We start from the raw sequence: 20,267 nt of genomic DNA on the forward strand, positions 1-20,267 counted from the left end.
TTTGTAAGAAGTTAGAAGAAAGAATTTTTAAAAAAATTGCAGCAGTTTTGTATTGAGGAGGATTACATATGACAGAGGATATGAACCAGGTAGAAGTGAACAACTACTCCGTTGGTGATAAAGTAAGCGCCACGGTCGTGAAAGTCGAAGAAAAGCAAGTCCAGGTGGAAATCGCGGACAGCAAGAAAGACGGCATTATTCCGATCAGTGAACTGTCAAGCCTTCACGTAGAAAAAGCATCGGACGTGGTCAAAGAAGGCGACGAGCTAGAGCTGCTTGTTACAAAAGAAGAAGATGATCTTTACGTTTTATCAAAACGGAAAGCTGACGCGGAAACCGCATGGGAAGATATGCAGCGCCGTTTTCAAGAAGGTGAGATTTTTGAAGCGGAAATTAAAGAAGTTGTCAAAGGCGGCCTCGTTGTTGATCTTGGCATTCGAGGGTTTATTCCTGCTTCACTTGTTGAAGATCACTTCGTTGAAGATTTTGAAGACTATAAAGGTAGAGTGATTAAGCTTAAAATTGTCGAACTTGAACAGGATAAAAACCGGTTGATCTTATCACATCGTGCTGTTCTCGATATCGAAAAAGCAGAAAATAAACAAAAAGTGCTTGAAAACATTCAAGCAGGCGATGTGCTTGAAGGAAAAGTACAGCGTTTGACAGATTTTGGCGCATTTGTTGATATTGGCGGTGTTGACGGACTTGTCCATATCTCACAATTGTCTCATGAGCATGTGGAAAAACCGTCTGATGTGTTAGCTGAAGGTGAAGAAGTAAAAGTGAAAGTGCTTTCGATTGACCGTGACAGCGAGCGTATCTCATTGTCAATTAAAGAAACACTTCCTGGACCGTGGGAAAATATTGCCGACCGTGCGCCGATCGGTTCAGAGCTTGAAGGAACAGTGAAACGTCTCGTTTCGTACGGTGCTTTTGTAGAAGTGTTCCCTGGTGTAGAAGGACTTGTTCACATTTCACAAATCTCCAACCGTCATATCGGTACACCGCATGAAGTACTTGAAGAAGGGCAGCATGTAAAAGTGAAAGTGCTGGATGCTAACGAAGAGGAGCATCGTCTGTCACTTAGCATGAAGCCATTTGAAGAAAGTCAACCGGAAGAATCGTATGATTCATATGAAATGCCAGAAGAAAGTTCTGGATTCCAAATCGGCGATATTCTCGGTGATCAATTAAAAGACTTAAAATAAGATGGTGATGAATAATTGAGCAGAGCGGAGCGGAAGATTGATCATATTCACTATGCGCTTTCAACGGGACAGAGTCGTGGTACAGGATTGGATGATATTCAGTTTGTACACCGCAGCATCCCGGGCTCCTCTGTCAATGATATATCGCTTTCAACCGAAATTGGCGGACTTCAATGGAGTTCGCCCATTTTTGTGAACGCGATGACAGGCGGAGGCGGAACAACAACGGCTGACATTAACCGGCAGCTAGCAGAAATGGCTGCATCATGCGGAATACCTATGGCGGTAGGATCGCAAATGGCAGCACTGCGTCATCCACAGGAACGTGATACATTTACAGCAGTACGGAAAGTGAATAAGAACGGGCTTTTATTTGCGAATATTGGATCGGAATCAACACCAGATGAGGCGCTGGCGGTGTGTGACATGATTGAAGCGGATGCTCTGCAAATTCATTTAAATGTGATTCAAGAATTGGCTATGCCTGAAGGAGATCGTGATTTCCGAGGTGTAGCAGAGCGAATCGAAGTGATTGCCGAACGTGTATCCGTTCCTGTAATTGTAAAAGAGACAGGATTTGGGATAGGGCGTGAAACGGCTGCATTATTAAATAAACTTCCTGTGGCCGCGATTGATACAGGTGGTTTTGGCGGGACCAATTTTGCAAGAATCGAAAATGAACGATCTGAAAAACCGATGTCTTTTTTTAACAAATGGGGCCTTCCTACGGCTGTTTCTATAGTAGAAACGGTAATAGGAGCACCAGAGAAAAGAACCATCGCATCGGGAGGCCTTCAAACAGCTGAAGATGCAGTGAAATCGTTGGCGCTCGGTGCATCGGCAGCAGGTATGTCTGGCTATCTATTAAATATTTTAATAAACGACGGTATAGAGGTATTAATCGAATATGTAGAACAACTAAAGAAAGATATGCAGATGATGATGTGTGCACTTGGGGCAAAAACGATTGCAGACCTTCAACATGTGCCGCTTGTTATCCATGATGAAACTTATCATTGGCTGAAAGTTCGTCAATGTGAGCCTGATCGGTTTGCAGTGAGAATACCACCCTCATTTGATTCATGAAAGAAATATTGGTAAAATAAGATATTGACTGAACCCCTTCTCACGGCAGAAGGGTTTTCTTTTGAAAAAAATAAATAAAGCAGGAATAAATGACTGAACCTTTGAAGGGAAAGATGCAATAATGAAACGGACTGTAGCCATCGTCGGCAGACCAAACGTGGGGAAATCGACAATCTTTAATCGCATTGCTGGCGAGCGCATTTCAATTGTTGAAGATGTGCCGGGTGTAACGCGTGATCGAATTTACAGCTCTGGAGAATGGCTGACACATGAATTCAATTTAATTGATACAGGTGGAATTGATCTGAGCGATGAACCATTTCTTGAACAAATTCGTCAGCAAGCAGAAATTGCGATTGATGAAGCAGATGTTATTATCTTTATTGTTAATGGACGTGAAGGTGTTACATCAGCAGATGAAGAAGTAGCAAAAATTTTATATCGATCCAAAAAACCAATTGTGTTAGGCGTCAATAAAATTGATAATCCAGATATGCGCAGCGATATATATGATTTTTACTCGCTCGGTTTTGGTGAAGTTTATCCGATTTCCGGTTCACATGGGATTGGTCTAGGTGATCTTCTAGATGAAGTCGTTTCTCATTTTCCTACTGGGGAAGATAAGCCGTATGATGAAGACACCATTAAATTTTCACTGATTGGCCGTCCAAATGTAGGGAAGTCATCGCTTGTAAATGCACTTTTAGGTGAAGAGAGAGTCATTGTGAGTGATATTGCAGGAACAACGCGTGATGCGATTGATTCGCCTTATACGTACAACGGGCAAAAGTACGTATTGATTGACACGGCAGGTATACGCAAACGCGGAAAAGTATATGAAACGACAGAAAAATATAGTGTATTACGTGCGATGCGTGCAATTGAACGATCTGACGTTGTCCTTGTCGTCTTAAATGCGGAAGAAGGAATTCGCGAACAGGACAAACATATTGCCGGTTACGCACATGAAGCGGGCCGGGCAGTCGTCATTGTTGTGAATAAATGGGATGCGGTTGAAAAAGATGAAAAAACGATGAGTGAGTTTGAAGAAAATATTCGCAGTCATTTTCAGTTTTTGGATTATGCACCGATCGTTTATTTATCTGCGAAAACGAAAAAACGTATTCATACACTCATGCCATTTATTGATAGAGCAAGTGAAAGCCATTCTATGCGTGTTCAATCAAGCGTGTTAAATGATGTAATTGCGGATGCGGTTGCGATGAACCCTGCACCAGCCGATAAAGGGAAACGTCTTCGAGTCTACTATGCCACACAGGTAGCAGTTAAGCCGCCTACATTTATTGTTTTCGTCAATGAGCCGGAACTGATGCATTTTTCGTATATTCGCTTCTTAGAAAATCGTATTCGAGATGCGTTTGTGTTTGAAGGGACACCTATACACATTATCGCACGCGCGAGAAAATAATCAGAAAGGCAGGGGTTCATGTGACTGAGAAAATTGCCGTACTTGGGGCAGGCAGCTGGGGAACGGCGCTTGCGCTCGTTCTGGCAGATAACAGGCATAACGTCTTTTTATGGACGGAAAATGAAGAGCGAGTGAACGAGATAAACATGACCCATAAAAACAGCCGCTATTTGCCGAATATTGAGTTGCCTGAAAATATTATCGGCACAACATCCTTAGGAGAGGCGCTTGTAGGTGTTGACGTTGTGGTACTGGCTGTCCCGACTAAGGCAATCAGAGAAGTGGCTGCTAAAGTCGTAACGATAGCTGCAACGCCTGTCACGATCGTTCACGTATCAAAAGGAATTGAACCGAATTCTCTTCTGCGTATCTCTGAAATGATCGAGCAAGAAGTACCGGCAAACATGCTTCAAAGTGTGGTTGTGCTGTCGGGCCCTTCTCATGCAGAAGAAGTGAGCTTGCGTCATCCGACAACCGTGACGGTTTCCTCGAAGTCGTCCGAAGCTGCCAAAAAAATACAGGATTTGTTTATGAATCAACATTTTCGTGTTTATACAAATCCAGATATTATTGGTGTTGAAATCGGTGGTGCATTGAAAAATATTATCGCCCTTGCCGCTGGTATTTCAGATGGTATTGGCTACGGCGATAATGCCAAGGCGGCCTTGATCACACGTGGCCTCGCTGAAATTGCCCGTCTTGGGACGAAAATGGGGGCTAATCCACTCACATTTTCCGGTCTTGCCGGCATAGGTGACTTAATTGTAACATGTACCAGTGTACATTCACGAAACTGGCGTGCTGGGAACATGCTTGGAAAAGGTCAAAAGCTTAGTGAAGTACTGGGAAGTATGGGGATGGTCGTTGAAGGAGTACGTACGACGAAAGCTGCTCATCAGCTGTCTGCAAAGTATGACGTGCAAATGCCGATTACAAATGCCCTGTACAATATTTTATTTAAACAGCAGGATCCGAAAAAAGCTGTTGATGAATTAATGGCTCGTGTGAAGAAACATGAGCTGGAAGATTTAATTAATGTGCTCGGGGCAAGGCAGGACGAGTGAATATAAACGAAAGGACGAATCGGAATGTCAGCATCAATGCTCAAAATGTGGATATCATTTGCCGGAATGGGGCTGATGATCGTCGCCATTTTCTCAATTTATGTAAGCCGGTATAAAATAAAGAACGGGGTTATAAAAAGTATGACTGCGCTTTTTGCCTATTTATGTATGGCTATGGGCGGTCTTATTGTGGCGTATGTGGTGTTAAGCGGTCCGACTGGTCTATAAAGGAGTATCGTGCGATGAAGAAAAAAAATCAAACCGTTATTTTTATGATGATGAGCGCAGTGCTTTTCTTAAGCGGCTGTTTATACCCTGATGAAAACCGCAGTCAAAATCAAGTGCCGTATGAAGATCAATTGCAGGCTGTACAGTTAGCTGTTGATCAATTTCAATCGGAGCAGGATGGGATTTTGCCGATTAAAACGAAAGAAGATGACCCGGATATATATGAAAAATACCCGGTTGATTTCAGTAAGATTTCTCCGAAGTATATGGCCGAACCACCCGGAAATGCGTTTGAAAGCGGTGGTGTTTATCAGTATGTTCTTGTAGATGTGGAAACGGATCCAACCGTTAAATTAATTGACTTACGTATTGCCGAGCAAATTCAAAGCATGCATATCCGATTGATTGCACATGAGTATCCTCCATTTAAAGATACACTTGCTGATAACGTGTATTCGATTGATTTCAAGGAACTTGGTTATAAAGAGGAACCGTATGTAACCAGTCCATATTCACAGAAGCCATTGACTTTTGTGATGAGTGGCGATGGTACGTTGTATATTGATTATGCAGCTGATTTATACGCTGTATTGCAGGAAACGAAGGAAAAGCCAAAATCAGGTGAAGATATCCGTTCATTACTCGTAAACTCATCACCTTTTGTACCGGCCTACTCTCTTCCATACACAGTAGATGATCATGGAGAGCCTATTTTTATGAACAGCAGGAAGTCTGACTAACTCAGTCAGACTTCTTTTTTTCATAAACACAGCTATATGTTCATACAATGTATTGTTGGCGGCGGACGGGCCGTTAAGTACGGAAGGGGGCTCCTCATGGAAAAGGCAGAGTTGATGAAAGATATAGCAGAGCGAACGGAAGGAGATATTTACTTAGGCGTGGTTGGTGCTGTTCGGACAGGAAAATCAACATTCATTAAGCGTTTTATGGAATTACTTGTCTTACCGAATATGGACAGTGAATCAGAGCGTCGCAGAGCGCAGGACGAGCTGCCGCAAAGCGCATCCGGTAAAACCATCATGACGACCGAACCTAAATTTGTCCCAAGCCGTGCGGCTGCCGTGCAAGCAGGCGGTGTACAAGTGAACATCCGGCTCGTTGACTGTGTCGGCTATGTCATTCCTGAAGCGATAGGGTATGAAGATGAACATGGCCCGCGTATGATTCAAACGCCGTGGTTCGATGAGCCAGTCCCATTTAATGAAGCGGCTGATATCGGAACGCGCAAAGTGATTGAAGAGCATTCGACAATCGGTGTTGTGGTCACAACAGATGGCTCGTTTGGTGAAATAAGACGGGACGTATATGTAGAAGCAGAAGAAAAAGCGATTGCAGGGCTCAAAGAAGTAGGTAAACCGTTTATTGTCATTATTAATACGGCAAGACCCCACCATGCTGAAACAGCACAGTTACAACAGGAATTAAGCGAGAAATATGATATTCCGGTATTGGCAATGTCTGTGGAAGCGATGACAGAATCAAATGTGCTGCACGTGCTGCAAGAAGCGCTGTTTGAATTTCCAGTCCATGAAGTGAATGTCCACTTGCCATCCTGGATTATGGCACTTGATGAATCACACTGGCTGCGTGATCGCTATAATGACATGGTCAAAGAAACAGTGAAAGATATTAAGCGGCTCCGAGATGTCAATCGTGTCGTCGATCAATTTGGCGGTGGCGAGTATATACAATCAGCCGTTTTAACTGGGATGGACATGGGCCAAGGGGTTGCAGAAATTAATTTAAACGCACCGGATGGTTTATATGAAACAATTGTCAATGAAATTATTGGCGAACCGTTACGGGGTAAAGAACACTTGCTGGAAATTATGCAGCACTACGCCCGTATTAAAGAAGAATACGGACAGGTGGAAGAAGCAGTGAATATGGTGCGGCAGACGGGCTATGGTGTTGCGGTGCCGTCGCTTGCGGATATGCGCCTTGAAGAGCCAGAAATTATACGTCACGGTTCAAGATATGGCGTTAGAATGAGAGCAGTCGCACCATCCATTCATATGATTAAAGTTGAGGTGGAGTCCGAGTTCTCTCCTATTATCGGAACACAAAAGCAAAGTGAGGAACTTGTGCAGCACGTCATGAAAAACTTTGATGAAGACCCATTGTCTGTTTGGGACAGCGACATTTTCGGACGCAATTTAAGCTCGATTGTCCGTGAAGGTATCCAATCAAAAGTATCTCTTATGCCGGACAATGCCCGCTATAAATTAAAAGATACGCTTGAGAAAATCATTAATGAAGGATCGGGCGGCATGATTGCTATTTTACTATGAAAACAGTCAGGCTCTCGATTTCGAGAGTCTTTTTTGTATGAAAATGGTGAAAATGAGTGTTTAAGGAGGATTCTACTTGATATGACCAAACACATGTGATAATCTTTTAACAGAATTACGGTAAAACATTGATACAACAATGTTTATCGGGTCCTATCCAGGAGGAGGTGAATGGCATGAATAAAACTGATTTAATCAATGAAGTGGCAGAAACAGCTGAACTTTCAAAGAAAGACGCTACGAAAGCGGTGGACGCTCTTTTCGATGCCATCCAGAACACATTGGCAAAAGGCGACAAAGTACAATTGATTGGTTTTGGGAATTTTGAAGTACGCGAACGTTCTGCACGTAAAGGACGCAACCCACAAACAGGTGAAGAAATCGAAATTGCTGCAAGCAAAGTACCTGCATTTAAACCGGGTAAGGCGCTTAAAGACGCAGTTAAATAAGTACATAGCCGATGAAGGCTGTAGATGGGGCTGCTCTATTAAGAGCGGTCCCATTTTTTTATAACACTTCTCTTTGCCGGACAATGAATTGATATGCTAATATGGATAGCAGTACATAATAAACGCGTTGAGCATATACAGGAGTGATGACAATGGCTGAAGTAGATCATGCCAAAATTGAAGAGGCTGTGCGCCTCATTTTAGAAGCAGTAGGAGAAAATCCGGACCGTGAAGGCCTGCAAGATACACCGAAAAGGGTAGCAAAAATGTATGCAGAAGTTTTTTCGGGTCTTCACACCGATCCAAAAGACTATTTTGAAACGGTCTTTGAAGAGCAGTATGAAGAACTCGTGCTTGTAAAGGATATTCCATTCTATTCGATGTGTGAGCATCATCTTGTGCCATTTTTTGGTCATGCCCATGTTGCCTACTTGCCAAAAGGCGGCAAAGTAACAGGGCTTAGCAAACTAGCTCGTGCTGTTGAAACGGTAGCACGGCGACCGCAGCTCCAAGAACGGATTACAAATGAAGTGGCAAATGCCATTATGGAAATGCTGGAGCCGCATGGTGCGATGGTGATTGTAGAAGCGGAGCATATGTGTATGGCGATGCGCGGCGTGAAGAAGCCGGGTGCAAAGACCGTAACAACTGCAGCACGGGGCCGCTATGAGAATGATTCACAGCTTCGAACGGAGCTCCTTGCGCTCATTCGTTCGTCATAAGGAACGATTTATGGTATACTGTACTTGCTTTTAATTGAACGGGAAATAAAAAAACAATGACATGTTTTGAGATTGAGGGGTTGTAGGAATGGATGATTGGCAAATTGAGCAGACAGAGCTAGTGGAGGAAATGAGACGGACGTGTTCACAGTCATTTTTAGTTAAAGGGATTGGTGCTCCTAACATTAATTCTCTGCGGGTATCTGCATTAATGCTGGCATTTACAGATAAGGAACGAACAACATTTCAAGTACGAAAGCAAATGACAGCTGCTATAATCATTCAACTGGCCCTTGATACACATGATCAAATTGCCCCAATCTTGAAAGAGATCACGCAAACGGACCAGTTAATTGCCCTGGCAGGTGATTATTTTAGCGGGGTATATTACCGGACGCTGGCAGAAGCGGGATCTATTCATTATGTGAGTGTATTGGCAGAAGCGGTTAAACAAGTAAATGAAATGAAAACAGCCCTTCACCAGAAAGAATGCACATCAGCAGCAGACGTGTTCCGTACTGTGCGTGTAATTGAATCGAATATTATTCGTGCTATCTACCTAGAAAATAAGGCGGATATCCATTTAATTGAGTCGATGTCTTTATTATTGACAGCGGAGCGTCTGCGCAATGAACTGAAAAATTCATTTATTGTATATGATGTGCTTCTTCATATGCTTGAGTCTCCATCACGCGTCGTGGATGAAATAAATGCTCATTTACATGAGCTTGAAAGCAGTATTCTTATGCATATACGAAAGCTGAATCAGCAAACAGCAGCCATTGTACAGGCAGAATATGACCGCATATTTGAAAGTAAACTTCGATATGCGGAAGAAGGGTGACGACATGCAGCAATCGAAAGAAGAAAAAGTCCACCATGTGTTTGAAAGAATTTATGGAAATTACGATAAAATGAATTCTGTCATCAGCTTTCAGCAGCATAAACGATGGCGGAAAGAAACAATGAAAATCATGAACGTGCCGGCCGGATCTTCAGCGCTTGATATTTGCTGCGGTACAGCAGACTGGACGATCGCTCTTGCTGAAGCAGTCGGTAAAGAAGGTATTGTTAAAGGGATTGACTTTAGTAAAAATATGCTGCAAGTGGGCGAAGAAAAAGTGAAAGCGGCGCATTTAGATCAAGTAGAGCTTGTTCATGGCAACGCAATGGAATTGCCCTTTGAAGATAATACGTTTGATTATGTTACAATCGGTTTTGGTCTGCGTAATGTTCCGGATTATATGCAAGTGCTCAAAGAGATGAATCGTGTATTAAAGCAAGGTGGCATGGCCGTGTGCCTAGAAACGAGTCAGCCGGAACTGCCGGTTTTTAAAGAAGGATATACATTGTATTTCCGCTATGTGATGCCGGCAATTGGCCGTTTGTTTGCAAAAAGCTATGATGAATATTCGTGGCTGCAAGAATCTGCCCGTCACTTTCCTGATATGAGAGAATTAGCACGGATGTTTCAGCAGGCAGGATTTACAAATGTCCGCTTTAAGCCGCATACAGGCGGTGTGGCGGCGACACACTATGGGAATAAACAATAGACCAAAAGCCGGGTGAAGAAAAGAATGAATATTAAACTGATCTATTCGCTTATGAAAGCGGATATTGATATAATCGAAAAAGAACTCGAACGCACGGTGAAATCGAACTCTCCCATATTAGAAGAGGCATCTGTTCATTTGCTGAAGGCAGGCGGAAAACGAATTCGTCCGCTTTTGCTTTTGCTCGGCGCGAAATTCGGCGAATACGATATACATCGCATAAAATATGCTGCTGCTGCACTGGAATTAATACATATGGCATCGCTTGTCCATGACGATGTCATCGATGATGCGGTTATACGACGCGGGGAAAAGACGGTGAAAGCAGAATGGGATAACCGTATCGCTATGTATACAGGTGATTTTATTTTCGCGGCAGCACTTGAATGCATGGCACAAATAGATGATCCGGACGCCCATCAAATTTTGTCGCATACGATGACAGAACTGTGCATTGGCGAAATTGTACAAATTCAAGATAAATACCGGTATAACCAACAGTTGCGCGACTATTTACGTCGCATTAAAAGGAAAACAGCCATTTTAATTGCAGCCAGTTGTCAACTTGGTGCGATTACAGCAGGAGCGCCTGCACACGTTCATCGTAAACTATATGAGTTTGGCTATAACGTAGGGATGTCATTTCAAATTACCGATGATATACTGGATTTTACTGCTAGTGAAAAAGAATTAGGGAAACCAGCCGGCAGTGATCTTTTGCAAGGGAATATTACATTGCCTGTTTTATTTGCAATGGAGAAAGATGAATTACGCAGCCGTATTGTAAATGTTTCCGCACATACAGATAGACAGGATATTGATGAAATTATTTCTTTGTTGAAACAAAGTGATGCAATAGAACGTTCAAATGAATTAAGCTATCGTTATTTAGACCGTGCGCTGGCTGTTCTAGAGGAAATTCCGCAGGGGCATCATCAAAAACAGCTTCGCGAAATAGCCCACTTTATAGGCCGCAGAAAATATTGAGTTTTTCCGTGGAAAAGTTGTAAACTTATAATGAAAATGATACGATTCATCATGTCCGCATGATAGCGGTATACATACATTAGGAGTGATGAAATATGGAAAAAACATACTTAATGATTAAACCAGATGGCGTACAACGCGGATTAATCGGTGAAATTACAGCCCGCTTTGAGAAAAAAGGTTTCCGTTTGGTTGGAGCAAAACTAATGCAAGTATCACGCGAGACAGCGGAACAGCATTACGGCGAACATAAAGAACGTCCTTTTTTCGGTGAACTTGTGGATTTCATTACATCCGGTCCTGTTTTTGCAATGGTGTGGGAAGGCGAGAATGTGATCGCAACTGCGCGTCAAATGATGGGTGCTACAAACCCTAAAGATGCGGCACCAGCAACAATCCGCGGTGATTATGCAGTAAGCGTTGGAAAAAACATTATTCATGGTTCTGATTCTCCAGAAAGTGCAGTTCGTGAAATTGGTATTTTCTTTAAAGAAGAAGAATTGACAGACTATCAAAAGTCCGGTTCTGAGTGGGTATACTAATTTTTAAAAGCTTTTAGCTGTTTTTTGAGGCTGAAAGCTTTTTTTGTGTGAAAATGATACCACTACTTTTCCTAACTTCAGCTATAATAAAGGAGAGACGGGGAAAGGGTGAGTACAATAGACGATTACGAAAAATTTGTTTCGTCCATTAAAAAGAAAACTGGAATTGACCTTTCTTTATATAAAGAAGCTCAAATGAAGCGGCGGCTAACGTCATTTTATGAAAAAAAAGGATATCCATCGTTTTCGGCTTTTTTTGATGCGTTAGGCAGCAATCAAGATATGATGAATGAATTTTTGGACCGAATGACGATTAATGTATCGGAATTTTACCGAAACAGAAAACGTTGGGACGTGCTCGAAAAAAAAATATTGCCTCGTTTACTTAAAGAAAACAAACGTTTAAAAGTATGGAGTGCAGCATGTTCGACAGGAGAAGAGCCATATACCATGGCCATGGTATTTTCAAATATTCTGCCACTGTCTGCCGTGAAGGTGCAAGCAACAGACCTTGATCAGAACGTAATTCAAAAAGCAAAAATAGGTGTTTATTCTGAGCGTTCATTGGCAGAGGTACCGGATGCGATGAGGGAAAAATTTTTTTATGAAGAAGGACAGTACTTTAAAATAGCTGACGACATTAAACGTACGGTAACATTTAAAAAGCAGAATTTGCTATCAGACCGGTTTGAAACAGGATATGATTTAATTGTCTGCCGAAACGTAATGATTTACTTTACAGAAGAAGCAAAAGATAAGCTTTATCATAAATTCAATTCAGCGCTGCGTCTGGGCGGCGTGCTATTTGTCGGCAGTACAGAACAGATTTTTAATCCAGAGCGATACGGCTTTGAAGTAGAAGAAACATTCTTTTATAAAAAAGGGTAAAAACAGAGGCTGTAACCGTTTTTTACATTTGTCACAAATAAACATCGAATTGTGATAAAATGCTCAAAAACAGTCGTTTCAGCTGTTCTGCAAAAATAAAATATGGTATAGTAGTACATAACCGCTTTAACGTACTGAAGGGAGAAGAAAAATGAGATATTTAACAGCAGGGGAATCACATGGCCCACAATTGACAGCGATTATTGAAGGGCTGCCAGCGGGAATGGAGCTTTTAGGAGAAGACATTAATACCGATTTACTGCGCCGTCAAAAAGGGCACGGCCGAGGACGTCGTATGCAGATTGAAAAAGATTTAGTGGCAATTAAATCCGGGGTACGCCACGGCAAGACGCTCGGTTCTCCCGTGACGCTCGTCGTTGAAAATGATGACTGGAAACATTGGACAAAAATTATGGGCATTGAACCGCTTGAAGGAGAAGAAGCGGCTGAGGAAGTAAAGCGTCAAATTACTCGTCCACGCCCGGGACACGCAGACTTAAACGGCGGTATTAAATATGGCCATCGAGATATGCGGAATGTGCTAGAACGCTCATCTGCGCGTGAAACGACAGTGCGGGTAGCAGCTGGTGCCGCGGCTAAAAAGCTGCTGAAACTGCTCGGTATTGAAATTGCATCGCATGTCATTGAAATTGGCGGTATTCGAGCAGAAAATGTTCAATTTACTACCATTCAAGAGCTGCAAGAGCGCAGTGAGGAATCAACTGTCCGCTGCTTGGATGAAGAGGCAGCGCAGAAAATGATTGAAGCGATTGATAACGCGAAGAAAAATGGTGATTCAATCGGAGGCGTAGTAGAAGTTATCGCAGAAGGAATGCCGATTGGCGTAGGAAGCTACGTCCATTACGATCGGAAGCTGGATGCCAAGGTGGCAGCAGCCATCGTAAGCATAAATGCTTTTAAAGGTGTAGAAATTGGCATTGGCTTTGAAGCAGCTCATAAGTTTGGCAGTGAAGTGCATGATGAAATCGCCTGGAATGAAGAACAAGGTTTTTACCGAAAAACAAATCGTCTTGGCGGATTTGAAGGCGGCATGACAAATGGAATGCCAATCGTTGTGCGTGGTGTTATGAAGCCGATTCCAACGCTTTATAAGCCGCTTGAGAGCGTAGATATTGATACGAAAGAACCGTTTACAGCGAGCATTGAGCGCTCCGACAGCTGTGCAGTGCCGGCAGCAGCCGTTGTGGCAGAAGCAGCAGTTGCCTGGGAACTTGCGCAGGCCATTTTAGATCAGTTTAACGGTGACCGGATGGATGCTTTAATCCGGCAGATTGAGGATCATAAGCAGTACGCAAAGGAGTTTTGATGAATGAACCGAGTGATGATAGAAACAGTAAATAAAACATATCCTGTCATCATCGGTGAAGGAGCAGTCAATTCGATCGCTCCTTTCATCGGCGAAATGAAGCAAAAACCGACACGGCTGTTTATCATTGCAGATGAATCGGTGCGAAGAATTCATGGAGCGCTTCTTGAGGCAGCATTGCCTGAAGGGATTCCGGCTGACTGGCATAACGTACCAGCGGGAGAATCTGCGAAATCATTCAGCGTATTTGAACAATGTTTAACACGAATGCTTGAATGTGCGCTTGACCGCCGTTCACTTGTCATTGCATTTGGAGGGGGTGCTTGCGGAGATTTAGCTGGCTTTTGTGCTGCGGCATATATGCGAGGCATTCCGTTTATTCAAGTGCCGACAACGATTTTAGCGCATGACAGTGCAGTCGGCGGGAAAACAGCTGTCAATCATCCGCTAGGTAAAAATATGATCGGTGCCTTTCATCAGCCGGAAGCGGTTATGTACGACACGCTGTTTTTGCACACGCTGTCTGAAAAAGAAACGAGAAGTGGTTTTGCGGAAGTGATTAAACATGCACTAATCGCGGATGTAGAACTCTATCATAGCATTCAAGCGAATGTGAATGATGTAACGGATATTGCAGGTTCTTTTTTAGAACATAGTTTGAAGCGGGGCATCGAAATTAAAGGGGCAATTGTGAAAGAAGATGAGCGTGAAACAGGCGTACGGGCGTATTTAAACTTTGGTCACACGTATGGACATGCGATTGAATCGTTATCAGGCTACGGCAATGTAGCACATGGAGAAGCGATTGCTTGTGGAATGATTTTTGCCTTATATGCATCCGCGGCCAAAAATGGTCTTTCGTTTGACATTCCGTCTTTTGCTGCGTGGCTAAAAGGGCTAGGATATCCGGTTGAATCGGGAACAGCGTTTTCATTTGATCATATATACGATGTCATGGCGCGTGATAAAAAAGCGTTTGGCGGTACGGTTCGATTTGTTTTGTTAAATAAAATTGGCGATCCATACGTAGCGGATATGACAAAAGAAGAATTGCAAAAAATAGATCAACAATTTCGGAAGGAGGCCCTGCATTGGTAAGAGGAATTCGCGGAGCCATCACAGTGAAGCAAAACAATGGAGAAGAAATGGTAAAAGCAACAGAACGTTTGATTGCGGATATGATTGAACAAAATAAGATTAACCCGGATCAAGTATGCTCGGCATTTATTTCAGCGACTGAGGATTTAGATGCAATGTTCCCGGCACGGGCTCTTCGTGAATTAAAAGGATGGGAATACGTGCCTGTTATGTGTATGCAGGAATTGGCGATAAAAGGCGGCCTGGAAAAATGCATCCGCATTATGATGCACGTAAATACAGAGGTAGAGCAAAAAGAGATTCGCCATGTTTATTTAGATGGGGCAGTTGTTTTACGTCCAGATTTACAGCAATCGACTAATTGAAGGGAGAATGTAAGTATGAAATGGAAAGAACAAATGCTGTCGTTAAAAGCCTATCAGCCAGGGCGGACAACGAACGATGTGAAAAAAGAATATGGACTGAAAGAAGTTGTAAAATTGGCATCGAATGAAAATCCATTTGGCTCATCTGAAAAAGTGAAAGAATGCATTCGTGCGTACGCTGATTCTTTTGCGATTTATCCCGATGGCTATACAGGCAGTCTGCGCAAAGTGATAGCTGAATTTTTACAACTTGACGAAAAACAGCTCATTTTTGGCAACGGCTCCGATGAAATTATTTTAATGATTTCCCGCGCCATGCTAGAGCCAGGTAAAAATACGGTTATGGCGACGCCAACTTTTCCTCAATATCGCCATAATGCGGTTGTTGAAGGAGCGGAAGTGCGTGAAATTGAACTTTTAGAAGGCGCACATAATCTTGATAAGATGGCTGATGCGATCGATGAAAATACAGCAATTGTCTGGCTGTGCAGCCCGAATAATCCAACAGGCATACATATTACAGACGGCGAGCTTCGCGCATTTTTAGACCGTGTACCACAGGATGTATTCGTGGTCCTTGATGAAGCGTATTATGAGTACGTCACAGCAGAAGATTATTACGACGCCCGCGAGATTATCAAGCAATATAAAAACGTGATCGTTCTGCGCACATTTTCAAAAATTTACGGTCTTGCAGCATTCCGTGTCGGTTATGGTTTTGCGGATGAGTCGTTAATTGCCCAGCTTGATCCAGTTCGCGAACCATTCAATGTAAACTCACTCGGACAGAAAGCAGCCGCGGCAGCTATTGCTGATCAATCATTTATTAAGATGTGCAGCTCCGAAAACAAATCGGGTTTAGAACAGTTTTATGCATTTTGCAAAGAAGAAAACTTAGATTATTATCCATCTGAAGCCAATTTCATTTTGATTGATTTTAAATGTGATAGCAACGAGCTGTTTGAATATTTAATGTCAAAAGGGTACATTGTGCGATCAGGCTCAGCACTGGGCGTTCCGGGCACTGTCCGTGTAACAGTGGGTTCAAAAGAACAAAATGAAGGCGTCATGAAAGCGATGAAAAGCTTTTTGACAGAAACTGTGAAGAGATAGAAGGTGTAATCGCCTATGAGAGGGAATGTGTTTATTGCTGGCCTTGGCTTAATTGGCGGATCACTTGCTAAGGCGATTAAAAAAGCGCATCCACAGGCACACATTATCGGATTTGATTTACGCGAATCTGAACTTGGGCTTGCGGATGCGCTTAATATTATTGATGAAAAGGCGGCCTCCATTGAAGAAGGTGCAGCTACTGCAGATTTAATTATTATTGCTGTTCCTGTTCTGCAGACGGAGTATATGATTGAGCATCTGGCATCATTGCCATTAAAAAAAGGTGTATTAATCACAGACACAGGCAGTACGAAAAGCCGTATTATGAAGCGGGCACGTATATTGGAGGAAAAAGGAATTGCCTTTATTGGCGGTCACCCGATGGCGGGATCGCATAAAAGTGGTGTTGCAGCAGCAAAAGAATTGCTTTTTGAAAATGCGTTTTATTTGCTAACGCCTCCAAAGTCGGCAGAAGAAAAAAATATAGCTATTTTAAAAAAGTGGCTAGAAGGCACGCGGGCGAAAATAATGGAAGTAACAGCAGAGCAGCATGATGAATTAACGGGTGTCATTAGTCACTTCCCGCACATTATAGCCGCTTCCCTCGTGCACCAAGCGCGAAAATTCAACGATGAAAATCCGTTAATTGAACGGCTCGCAGCGGGCGGGTTTAGGGATATTACGCGCATTGCATCATCTAATCCGGAAATGTGGAAAGACATTTCGCTTCACAATAAAGAGATGCTGCTTACACTTTTAGCGGATTGGCGCGATGAAATGAATGACATCCTGTCCATTTTGGAAAAAGAAGATGCGGATGGATTGTATCGATATTTTGACGATGCCAAAACATTTCGTGATTCCTTGCCGATTCGTTCACAAGGTGCCATACCTTCTTTTTACGAGCTTTACGTAGATGTACCCGATTATCCAGGGGTTATTTCTGAGTTGACTGGCTATTTGGCTGAAGAACGCATCAGCATTACAAATATTCGCATTATGGAAACACGCGAAGATGTATTTGGTGTTCTCGTCATTAGTTTTCAAAATGAAAGAGACCGCTTGCGTGCAAAAATTTGCATTGAACAAAAAACGACGTACGATTTATTTTTAGCATAAGTGAGGGTATAAATAGATGAAACTGAATTTCGGACAACCGTCTCTTGGCGGGAAAATTGAAGTGCCTGGCGATAAATCTATCTCGCATCGCTCGATTATGTTCGGTGCGCTTGCAAATGGAAAAACAGTCATTCGTCACTTTTTAAAAGGGGAAGACTGTTTAAGCACAATTGATTGCTTCCGCAAACTTGGCGTGAAGATTGAAGAAACCGAAGAAGAAATTATTGTTCATGGAACGGGATGGGAAGGATTAAAAGAACCATCTTCGATTCTCGATACAGGCAACTCGGGGACGACAACACGTCTTATGCTTGGCATTCTTGCGGGCTTGCCGTTCCATTCGGTTATGATTGGCGATGAATCGATAGCTAGACGCCCGATGGATCGTGTAACGGTGCCGCTTGCGTCAATGGGAGCAGATATTGCGGGACGCGATCATGGGCGCTTTACGCCGCTCTCTATCCGAGGCCGCAAGTTGAAAACGATAGAATACAAGCTGCCTGTCGCAAGCGCTCAAGTAAAATCAGCTATTATGTTTGCAGCACTGCAGGCGGAAGGTGAATCCGTTATTATCGAACCAGAAGCGACGCGTGATCACACTGAAAAAATGATTGAACAGTTTGGCGGCGGCATTCGCCGCGAAGGAGACCGGATTATCATTGAAGGTGGTCAGTCATTTAAAGGAACTGATGTATACGTACCGGGTGATATTTCTTCTGCCGCATTTTTTATGGTTGCTGCGGCCATTGCTCCGGACAGTGAGATTGTTCTTCATAATACCGGATTAAATGAAACACGTACGGGTATTGTTGACGTATTTAAACAAATGGGTGCTGATATGACGGTTGAAAAAACATCTTTTAAAGGGGAAGAAATTGGTACGGTTACCGTCCGTACATCCCAATTAAAAGGAACGGAAATTAGTGGAGCACTTATTCCGCGCTTAATTGATGAAATACCGATCATAGCGCTTCTAGCTACGCAAGCAGAAGGGGATACCATTATTCGTGATGCGGAGGAGTTAAAAGTAAAAGAGACGAATCGGATCGATACGGTTGTCGATGAGTTGAAAAAGCTGGGTGCAGACATTGAAGCAACTGATGATGGAATGATCATCCGTGGAAAATCGAAGCTGCACGGCGGATCTGTTTCGTCACACGGCGATCACCGTATTGGAATGGTCATGGCTATTGCCGCCCTTATTGCAGATGGAGAAGTGGAGCTTGAAAATCCTGAAGCGATTGCAGTATCCTACCCTGAATTTTTCGAACATGTGAATCAGCTAATCAAATAACGTCCTCTCGTGAGGGCGTTTTTCTTATTTATTTAATTCTCCAGAAAATTGATTTTCTTCCATAAAGGGAGACATTCAAAAAAAGAAGGAGATGAACAAAAAGAATCGAATTAACAATACAAGCGAAAAAGTTGATGATTTGAATATGTTTGATTAAAATAAAGAATCAAGAAAAGAAGTTTGATGAAAGAAGAGGCGGATATGTATGATAAATGCAGAAAAAATGATTGCACATCTTGAACAGGGAGACATGGAAAAGGCGTCTTCACTGTATGAGAGTGTACTTGCCTCAAGTGATGCAGAAGAACAATTCATGCTGGGTGAGCAATTGCTCCAGCTAGGTTTTTTAGATGAAGCACGAAAGCTGTTCATGGTTCTCTTAGAGTCGTATCCAGGAGAAGGAGAGTTGTCGCTGCTTTTAGCCGAGACATTGGTGGAGATGGACAGAGAAGAAGAAGCGATGGTTATTCTAGAAGAAATTGATGATACCGATCCGTTTTATGCGCGCTCGCTGCTCGTTCTGGCAGATATCTATCAAATGCAGGGGCTGTATGAAGTAAGCGAACAAAAATTATTGAAAGCGCAGCGTGTAGAGCCGGATGAGCCAATTATACATCTTGCACTCGGTGAATTATATTTAGAAGAAGGCAAGTTTTTGGATGCGGTGCGCCAATACGAAATACTTGCTGAAGCAAATGAAACCGAGATTGCGGGCATTTTGATTTATAAACGATTGGCCGAAGCATACAGTGCCGGCGGAGCGTTTGAAGAAAGCCTGCCATTCTATAAAAAAGCCCTTGATTTAAAAGTGGATGTCGATACGCTCTTCATGTATGGCTTCACTGCATTTCAAGCAGGACAATATAAACTGGCAGCGATTAAATTAACAGAAGCAGCTGAACTGGATCCGGATTATCATTCTATTTATTTGCACCTTGCCCGTGCATATGAAATGGAAGAAGAAATTGATTCAGCTCTTGAAGCGGCAAGATTGGGACTTACCCGTGATGTGTATCAAAAAGAATTGTATTTGCTCGCCGGCAAATTGGCATTAAAAAGAGGATTGGAAGAAGAAGGAGAATCATACTTGCGTGAATCACTGGCACTTGATCCGGAATATACAGAAGCAGCAATTGCACTAAATGCGCTTTTAATGAAAAAAGAACAATACACAGGCGTGCTTGAAATTGTTTCAATGTTTCGTGAATCAGGCAGTGCAGAACCGCTTCTTTTATGGGATGCAGCGCGTGCAGCCAAACGGCTGGAAGAATATGAAGAAGCAGACGAATTGTATGTACAGTTATTCCCTATATTAAAAGAAAATACGGAGTTTTTATCAGAATATGGATACTTTTCACTTGAATCCGGTCGTCGTGCTGACGCGCTTGCTGCATTCGAAATGCTTTTGAAAGAAGAGCCGCAAAATGATGAATGGATAGATTTAGTCGATCGTCTTAAAATGGATGTATATTAAGTGATTGGG

Annotated in this window: 21 protein-coding genes; all 21 read left to right on the forward strand. The window is 42.8% G+C overall.

Translation table 11 applies throughout. The annotated features are described in order from the left end of the window. Positions 1 to 68 precede the first annotated feature (68 nt). Positions 69 to 1,208: a 30S ribosomal protein S1 gene (gene rpsA / locus ACZYRN_RS02245; RefSeq protein ID WP_488909867.1), complete on the forward strand. Its 1,140-nt coding sequence runs from the start codon at positions 69 to 71 to the stop codon at positions 1,206 to 1,208. Positions 1,209 to 1,223: 15 nt separating this feature from the next. Continuing rightward, positions 1,224 to 2,294, forward strand: coding sequence for a type 2 isopentenyl-diphosphate Delta-isomerase (gene fni / locus ACZYRN_RS02250; protein ID WP_488909868.1), 1,071 nt, complete (start codon positions 1,224 to 1,226; stop codon positions 2,292 to 2,294). Positions 2,295 to 2,412: 118 nt separating this feature from the next. Next, positions 2,413 to 3,723 (forward strand): ribosome biogenesis GTPase Der, encoded by a 1,311-nt coding sequence (gene der / locus ACZYRN_RS02255; RefSeq protein ID WP_488910527.1) that lies wholly within the window; start codon positions 2,413 to 2,415, stop codon positions 3,721 to 3,723. 20 nt (positions 3,724 to 3,743) lie between these two features. Further along, positions 3,744 to 4,787: an NAD(P)H-dependent glycerol-3-phosphate dehydrogenase gene (locus tag ACZYRN_RS02260; protein WP_488909869.1), complete on the forward strand. Its 1,044-nt coding sequence runs from the start codon at positions 3,744 to 3,746 to the stop codon at positions 4,785 to 4,787. A gap of 24 nt (positions 4,788 to 4,811) precedes the next feature. Next, positions 4,812 to 5,015 (forward strand): DUF2768 domain-containing protein, encoded by a 204-nt coding sequence (locus ACZYRN_RS02265; RefSeq protein WP_488909870.1) that lies wholly within the window; start codon positions 4,812 to 4,814, stop codon positions 5,013 to 5,015. A gap of 14 nt (positions 5,016 to 5,029) precedes the next feature. Continuing rightward, complete coding sequence (locus ACZYRN_RS02270) at positions 5,030 to 5,755, forward strand: hypothetical protein (protein WP_488909871.1); 726 nt, start codon at positions 5,030 to 5,032, stop codon at positions 5,753 to 5,755. A gap of 96 nt (positions 5,756 to 5,851) precedes the next feature. Continuing rightward, the gene (gene spoIVA / locus ACZYRN_RS02275) at positions 5,852 to 7,327 is read left to right on the forward strand and encodes a stage IV sporulation protein A (RefSeq protein ID WP_488909872.1); all 1,476 of its coding nucleotides are present in this window, start codon (positions 5,852 to 5,854) and stop codon (positions 7,325 to 7,327) included. A gap of 176 nt (positions 7,328 to 7,503) precedes the next feature. Further along, the gene (locus ACZYRN_RS02280) at positions 7,504 to 7,776 is read left to right on the forward strand and encodes an HU family DNA-binding protein (protein ID WP_018393795.1); all 273 of its coding nucleotides are present in this window, start codon (positions 7,504 to 7,506) and stop codon (positions 7,774 to 7,776) included. Positions 7,777 to 7,928: 152 nt separating this feature from the next. Continuing rightward, a complete protein-coding gene (folE, locus tag ACZYRN_RS02285) occupies positions 7,929 to 8,498 on the forward strand; it encodes a GTP cyclohydrolase I FolE (protein WP_488909873.1) in 570 nt (189 codons plus the stop codon). A gap of 88 nt (positions 8,499 to 8,586) precedes the next feature. After that, the gene (locus ACZYRN_RS02290) at positions 8,587 to 9,342 is read left to right on the forward strand and encodes a heptaprenyl diphosphate synthase component 1 (RefSeq protein WP_488909874.1); all 756 of its coding nucleotides are present in this window, start codon (positions 8,587 to 8,589) and stop codon (positions 9,340 to 9,342) included. A 4-nt stretch (positions 9,343 to 9,346) separates the two neighbouring features. Then, complete coding sequence (locus ACZYRN_RS02295) at positions 9,347 to 10,051, forward strand: demethylmenaquinone methyltransferase (RefSeq protein WP_488909875.1); 705 nt, start codon at positions 9,347 to 9,349, stop codon at positions 10,049 to 10,051. Between the two features lie 24 nt (positions 10,052 to 10,075). Beyond that, a complete protein-coding gene (hepT, locus tag ACZYRN_RS02300) occupies positions 10,076 to 11,038 on the forward strand; it encodes a heptaprenyl diphosphate synthase component II (protein WP_488909876.1) in 963 nt (320 codons plus the stop codon). Between the two features lie 95 nt (positions 11,039 to 11,133). Further along, a complete protein-coding gene (gene ndk, locus ACZYRN_RS02305; RefSeq protein ID WP_488909877.1) occupies positions 11,134 to 11,580 on the forward strand; it encodes a nucleoside-diphosphate kinase in 447 nt (148 codons plus the stop codon). A gap of 117 nt (positions 11,581 to 11,697) precedes the next feature. Further along, on the forward strand, positions 11,698 to 12,468 hold the full coding sequence (locus ACZYRN_RS02310; protein ID WP_488910528.1) for a CheR family methyltransferase: 771 nt from the start codon (positions 11,698 to 11,700) through the stop codon (positions 12,466 to 12,468). A 151-nt stretch (positions 12,469 to 12,619) separates the two neighbouring features. After that, positions 12,620 to 13,795, forward strand: a complete 1,176-nt coding sequence (gene aroC / locus ACZYRN_RS02315) for a chorismate synthase (RefSeq protein ID WP_488909878.1) — start codon at positions 12,620 to 12,622, stop codon at positions 13,793 to 13,795. Between the two features lie 3 nt (positions 13,796 to 13,798). After that, complete coding sequence (gene aroB / locus ACZYRN_RS02320; protein ID WP_488909879.1) at positions 13,799 to 14,893, forward strand: 3-dehydroquinate synthase; 1,095 nt, start codon at positions 13,799 to 13,801, stop codon at positions 14,891 to 14,893. Next, positions 14,887 to 15,258 (forward strand): chorismate mutase, encoded by a 372-nt coding sequence (aroH, locus tag ACZYRN_RS02325; RefSeq protein ID WP_488909880.1) that lies wholly within the window; start codon positions 14,887 to 14,889, stop codon positions 15,256 to 15,258. The genes aroB and aroH overlap by 7 nt, the downstream gene beginning before the upstream one ends. A 15-nt stretch (positions 15,259 to 15,273) precedes the next feature. After that, entirely contained in the window at positions 15,274 to 16,371 is a 1,098-nt protein-coding gene (hisC, locus tag ACZYRN_RS02330; protein WP_488909881.1) for a histidinol-phosphate transaminase, read from the forward strand. Positions 16,372 to 16,386: 15 nt separating this feature from the next. Beyond that, positions 16,387 to 17,490 carry a prephenate dehydrogenase gene (locus ACZYRN_RS02335; RefSeq protein WP_488909882.1) on the forward strand — a complete coding sequence of 368 codons (1,104 nt, stop codon included), beginning with the start codon at positions 16,387 to 16,389 and terminating at the stop codon, positions 17,488 to 17,490. A gap of 16 nt (positions 17,491 to 17,506) precedes the next feature. Then, positions 17,507 to 18,784: a 3-phosphoshikimate 1-carboxyvinyltransferase gene (gene aroA / locus ACZYRN_RS02340; RefSeq protein WP_488909883.1), complete on the forward strand. Its 1,278-nt coding sequence runs from the start codon at positions 17,507 to 17,509 to the stop codon at positions 18,782 to 18,784. A gap of 205 nt (positions 18,785 to 18,989) precedes the next feature. Next, on the forward strand, positions 18,990 to 20,258 hold the full coding sequence (locus ACZYRN_RS02345; protein ID WP_488909884.1) for a tetratricopeptide repeat protein: 1,269 nt from the start codon (positions 18,990 to 18,992) through the stop codon (positions 20,256 to 20,258). Positions 20,259 to 20,267 lie beyond the last annotated feature (9 nt).

It is taken from the genome of Domibacillus sp. F004 (genome assembly GCF_057814295.1).

What these genes read in the sequence shown, in the direction of transcription:
- spoIVA (WP_488909872.1), top strand. Translation starts at nt 5,852, where the DNA reads ATGGAAAAGGCAGAGTTGATGAAAGATATAGCAGAGCGAACGGAAGGA.
- hisC (WP_488909881.1), top strand. Translation starts at nt 15,274, where the DNA reads ATGAAATGGAAAGAACAAATGCTGTCGTTAAAAGCCTATCAGCCAGGG.
- hepT (WP_488909876.1), top strand. Translation starts at nt 10,076, where the DNA reads ATGAATATTAAACTGATCTATTCGCTTATGAAAGCGGATATTGATATA.
- ACZYRN_RS02345 (WP_488909884.1), top strand. Translation starts at nt 18,990, where the DNA reads ATGATAAATGCAGAAAAAATGATTGCACATCTTGAACAGGGAGACATG.
- ACZYRN_RS02295 (WP_488909875.1), top strand. Translation starts at nt 9,347, where the DNA reads ATGCAGCAATCGAAAGAAGAAAAAGTCCACCATGTGTTTGAAAGAATT.
- ndk (WP_488909877.1), top strand. Translation starts at nt 11,134, where the DNA reads ATGGAAAAAACATACTTAATGATTAAACCAGATGGCGTACAACGCGGA.
- aroB (WP_488909879.1), top strand. Translation starts at nt 13,799, where the DNA reads ATGAACCGAGTGATGATAGAAACAGTAAATAAAACATATCCTGTCATC.
- ACZYRN_RS02335 (WP_488909882.1), top strand. Translation starts at nt 16,387, where the DNA reads ATGAGAGGGAATGTGTTTATTGCTGGCCTTGGCTTAATTGGCGGATCA.
- folE (WP_488909873.1), top strand. Translation starts at nt 7,929, where the DNA reads ATGGCTGAAGTAGATCATGCCAAAATTGAAGAGGCTGTGCGCCTCATT.
- ACZYRN_RS02280 (WP_018393795.1), top strand. Translation starts at nt 7,504, where the DNA reads ATGAATAAAACTGATTTAATCAATGAAGTGGCAGAAACAGCTGAACTT.
- aroC (WP_488909878.1), top strand. Translation starts at nt 12,620, where the DNA reads ATGAGATATTTAACAGCAGGGGAATCACATGGCCCACAATTGACAGCG.
- ACZYRN_RS02265 (WP_488909870.1), top strand. Translation starts at nt 4,812, where the DNA reads ATGTCAGCATCAATGCTCAAAATGTGGATATCATTTGCCGGAATGGGG.
- rpsA (WP_488909867.1), top strand. Translation starts at nt 69, where the DNA reads ATGACAGAGGATATGAACCAGGTAGAAGTGAACAACTACTCCGTTGGT.
- aroA (WP_488909883.1), top strand. Translation starts at nt 17,507, where the DNA reads ATGAAACTGAATTTCGGACAACCGTCTCTTGGCGGGAAAATTGAAGTG.
- ACZYRN_RS02270 (WP_488909871.1), top strand. Translation starts at nt 5,030, where the DNA reads ATGAAGAAAAAAAATCAAACCGTTATTTTTATGATGATGAGCGCAGTG.
- ACZYRN_RS02290 (WP_488909874.1), top strand. Translation starts at nt 8,587, where the DNA reads ATGGATGATTGGCAAATTGAGCAGACAGAGCTAGTGGAGGAAATGAGA.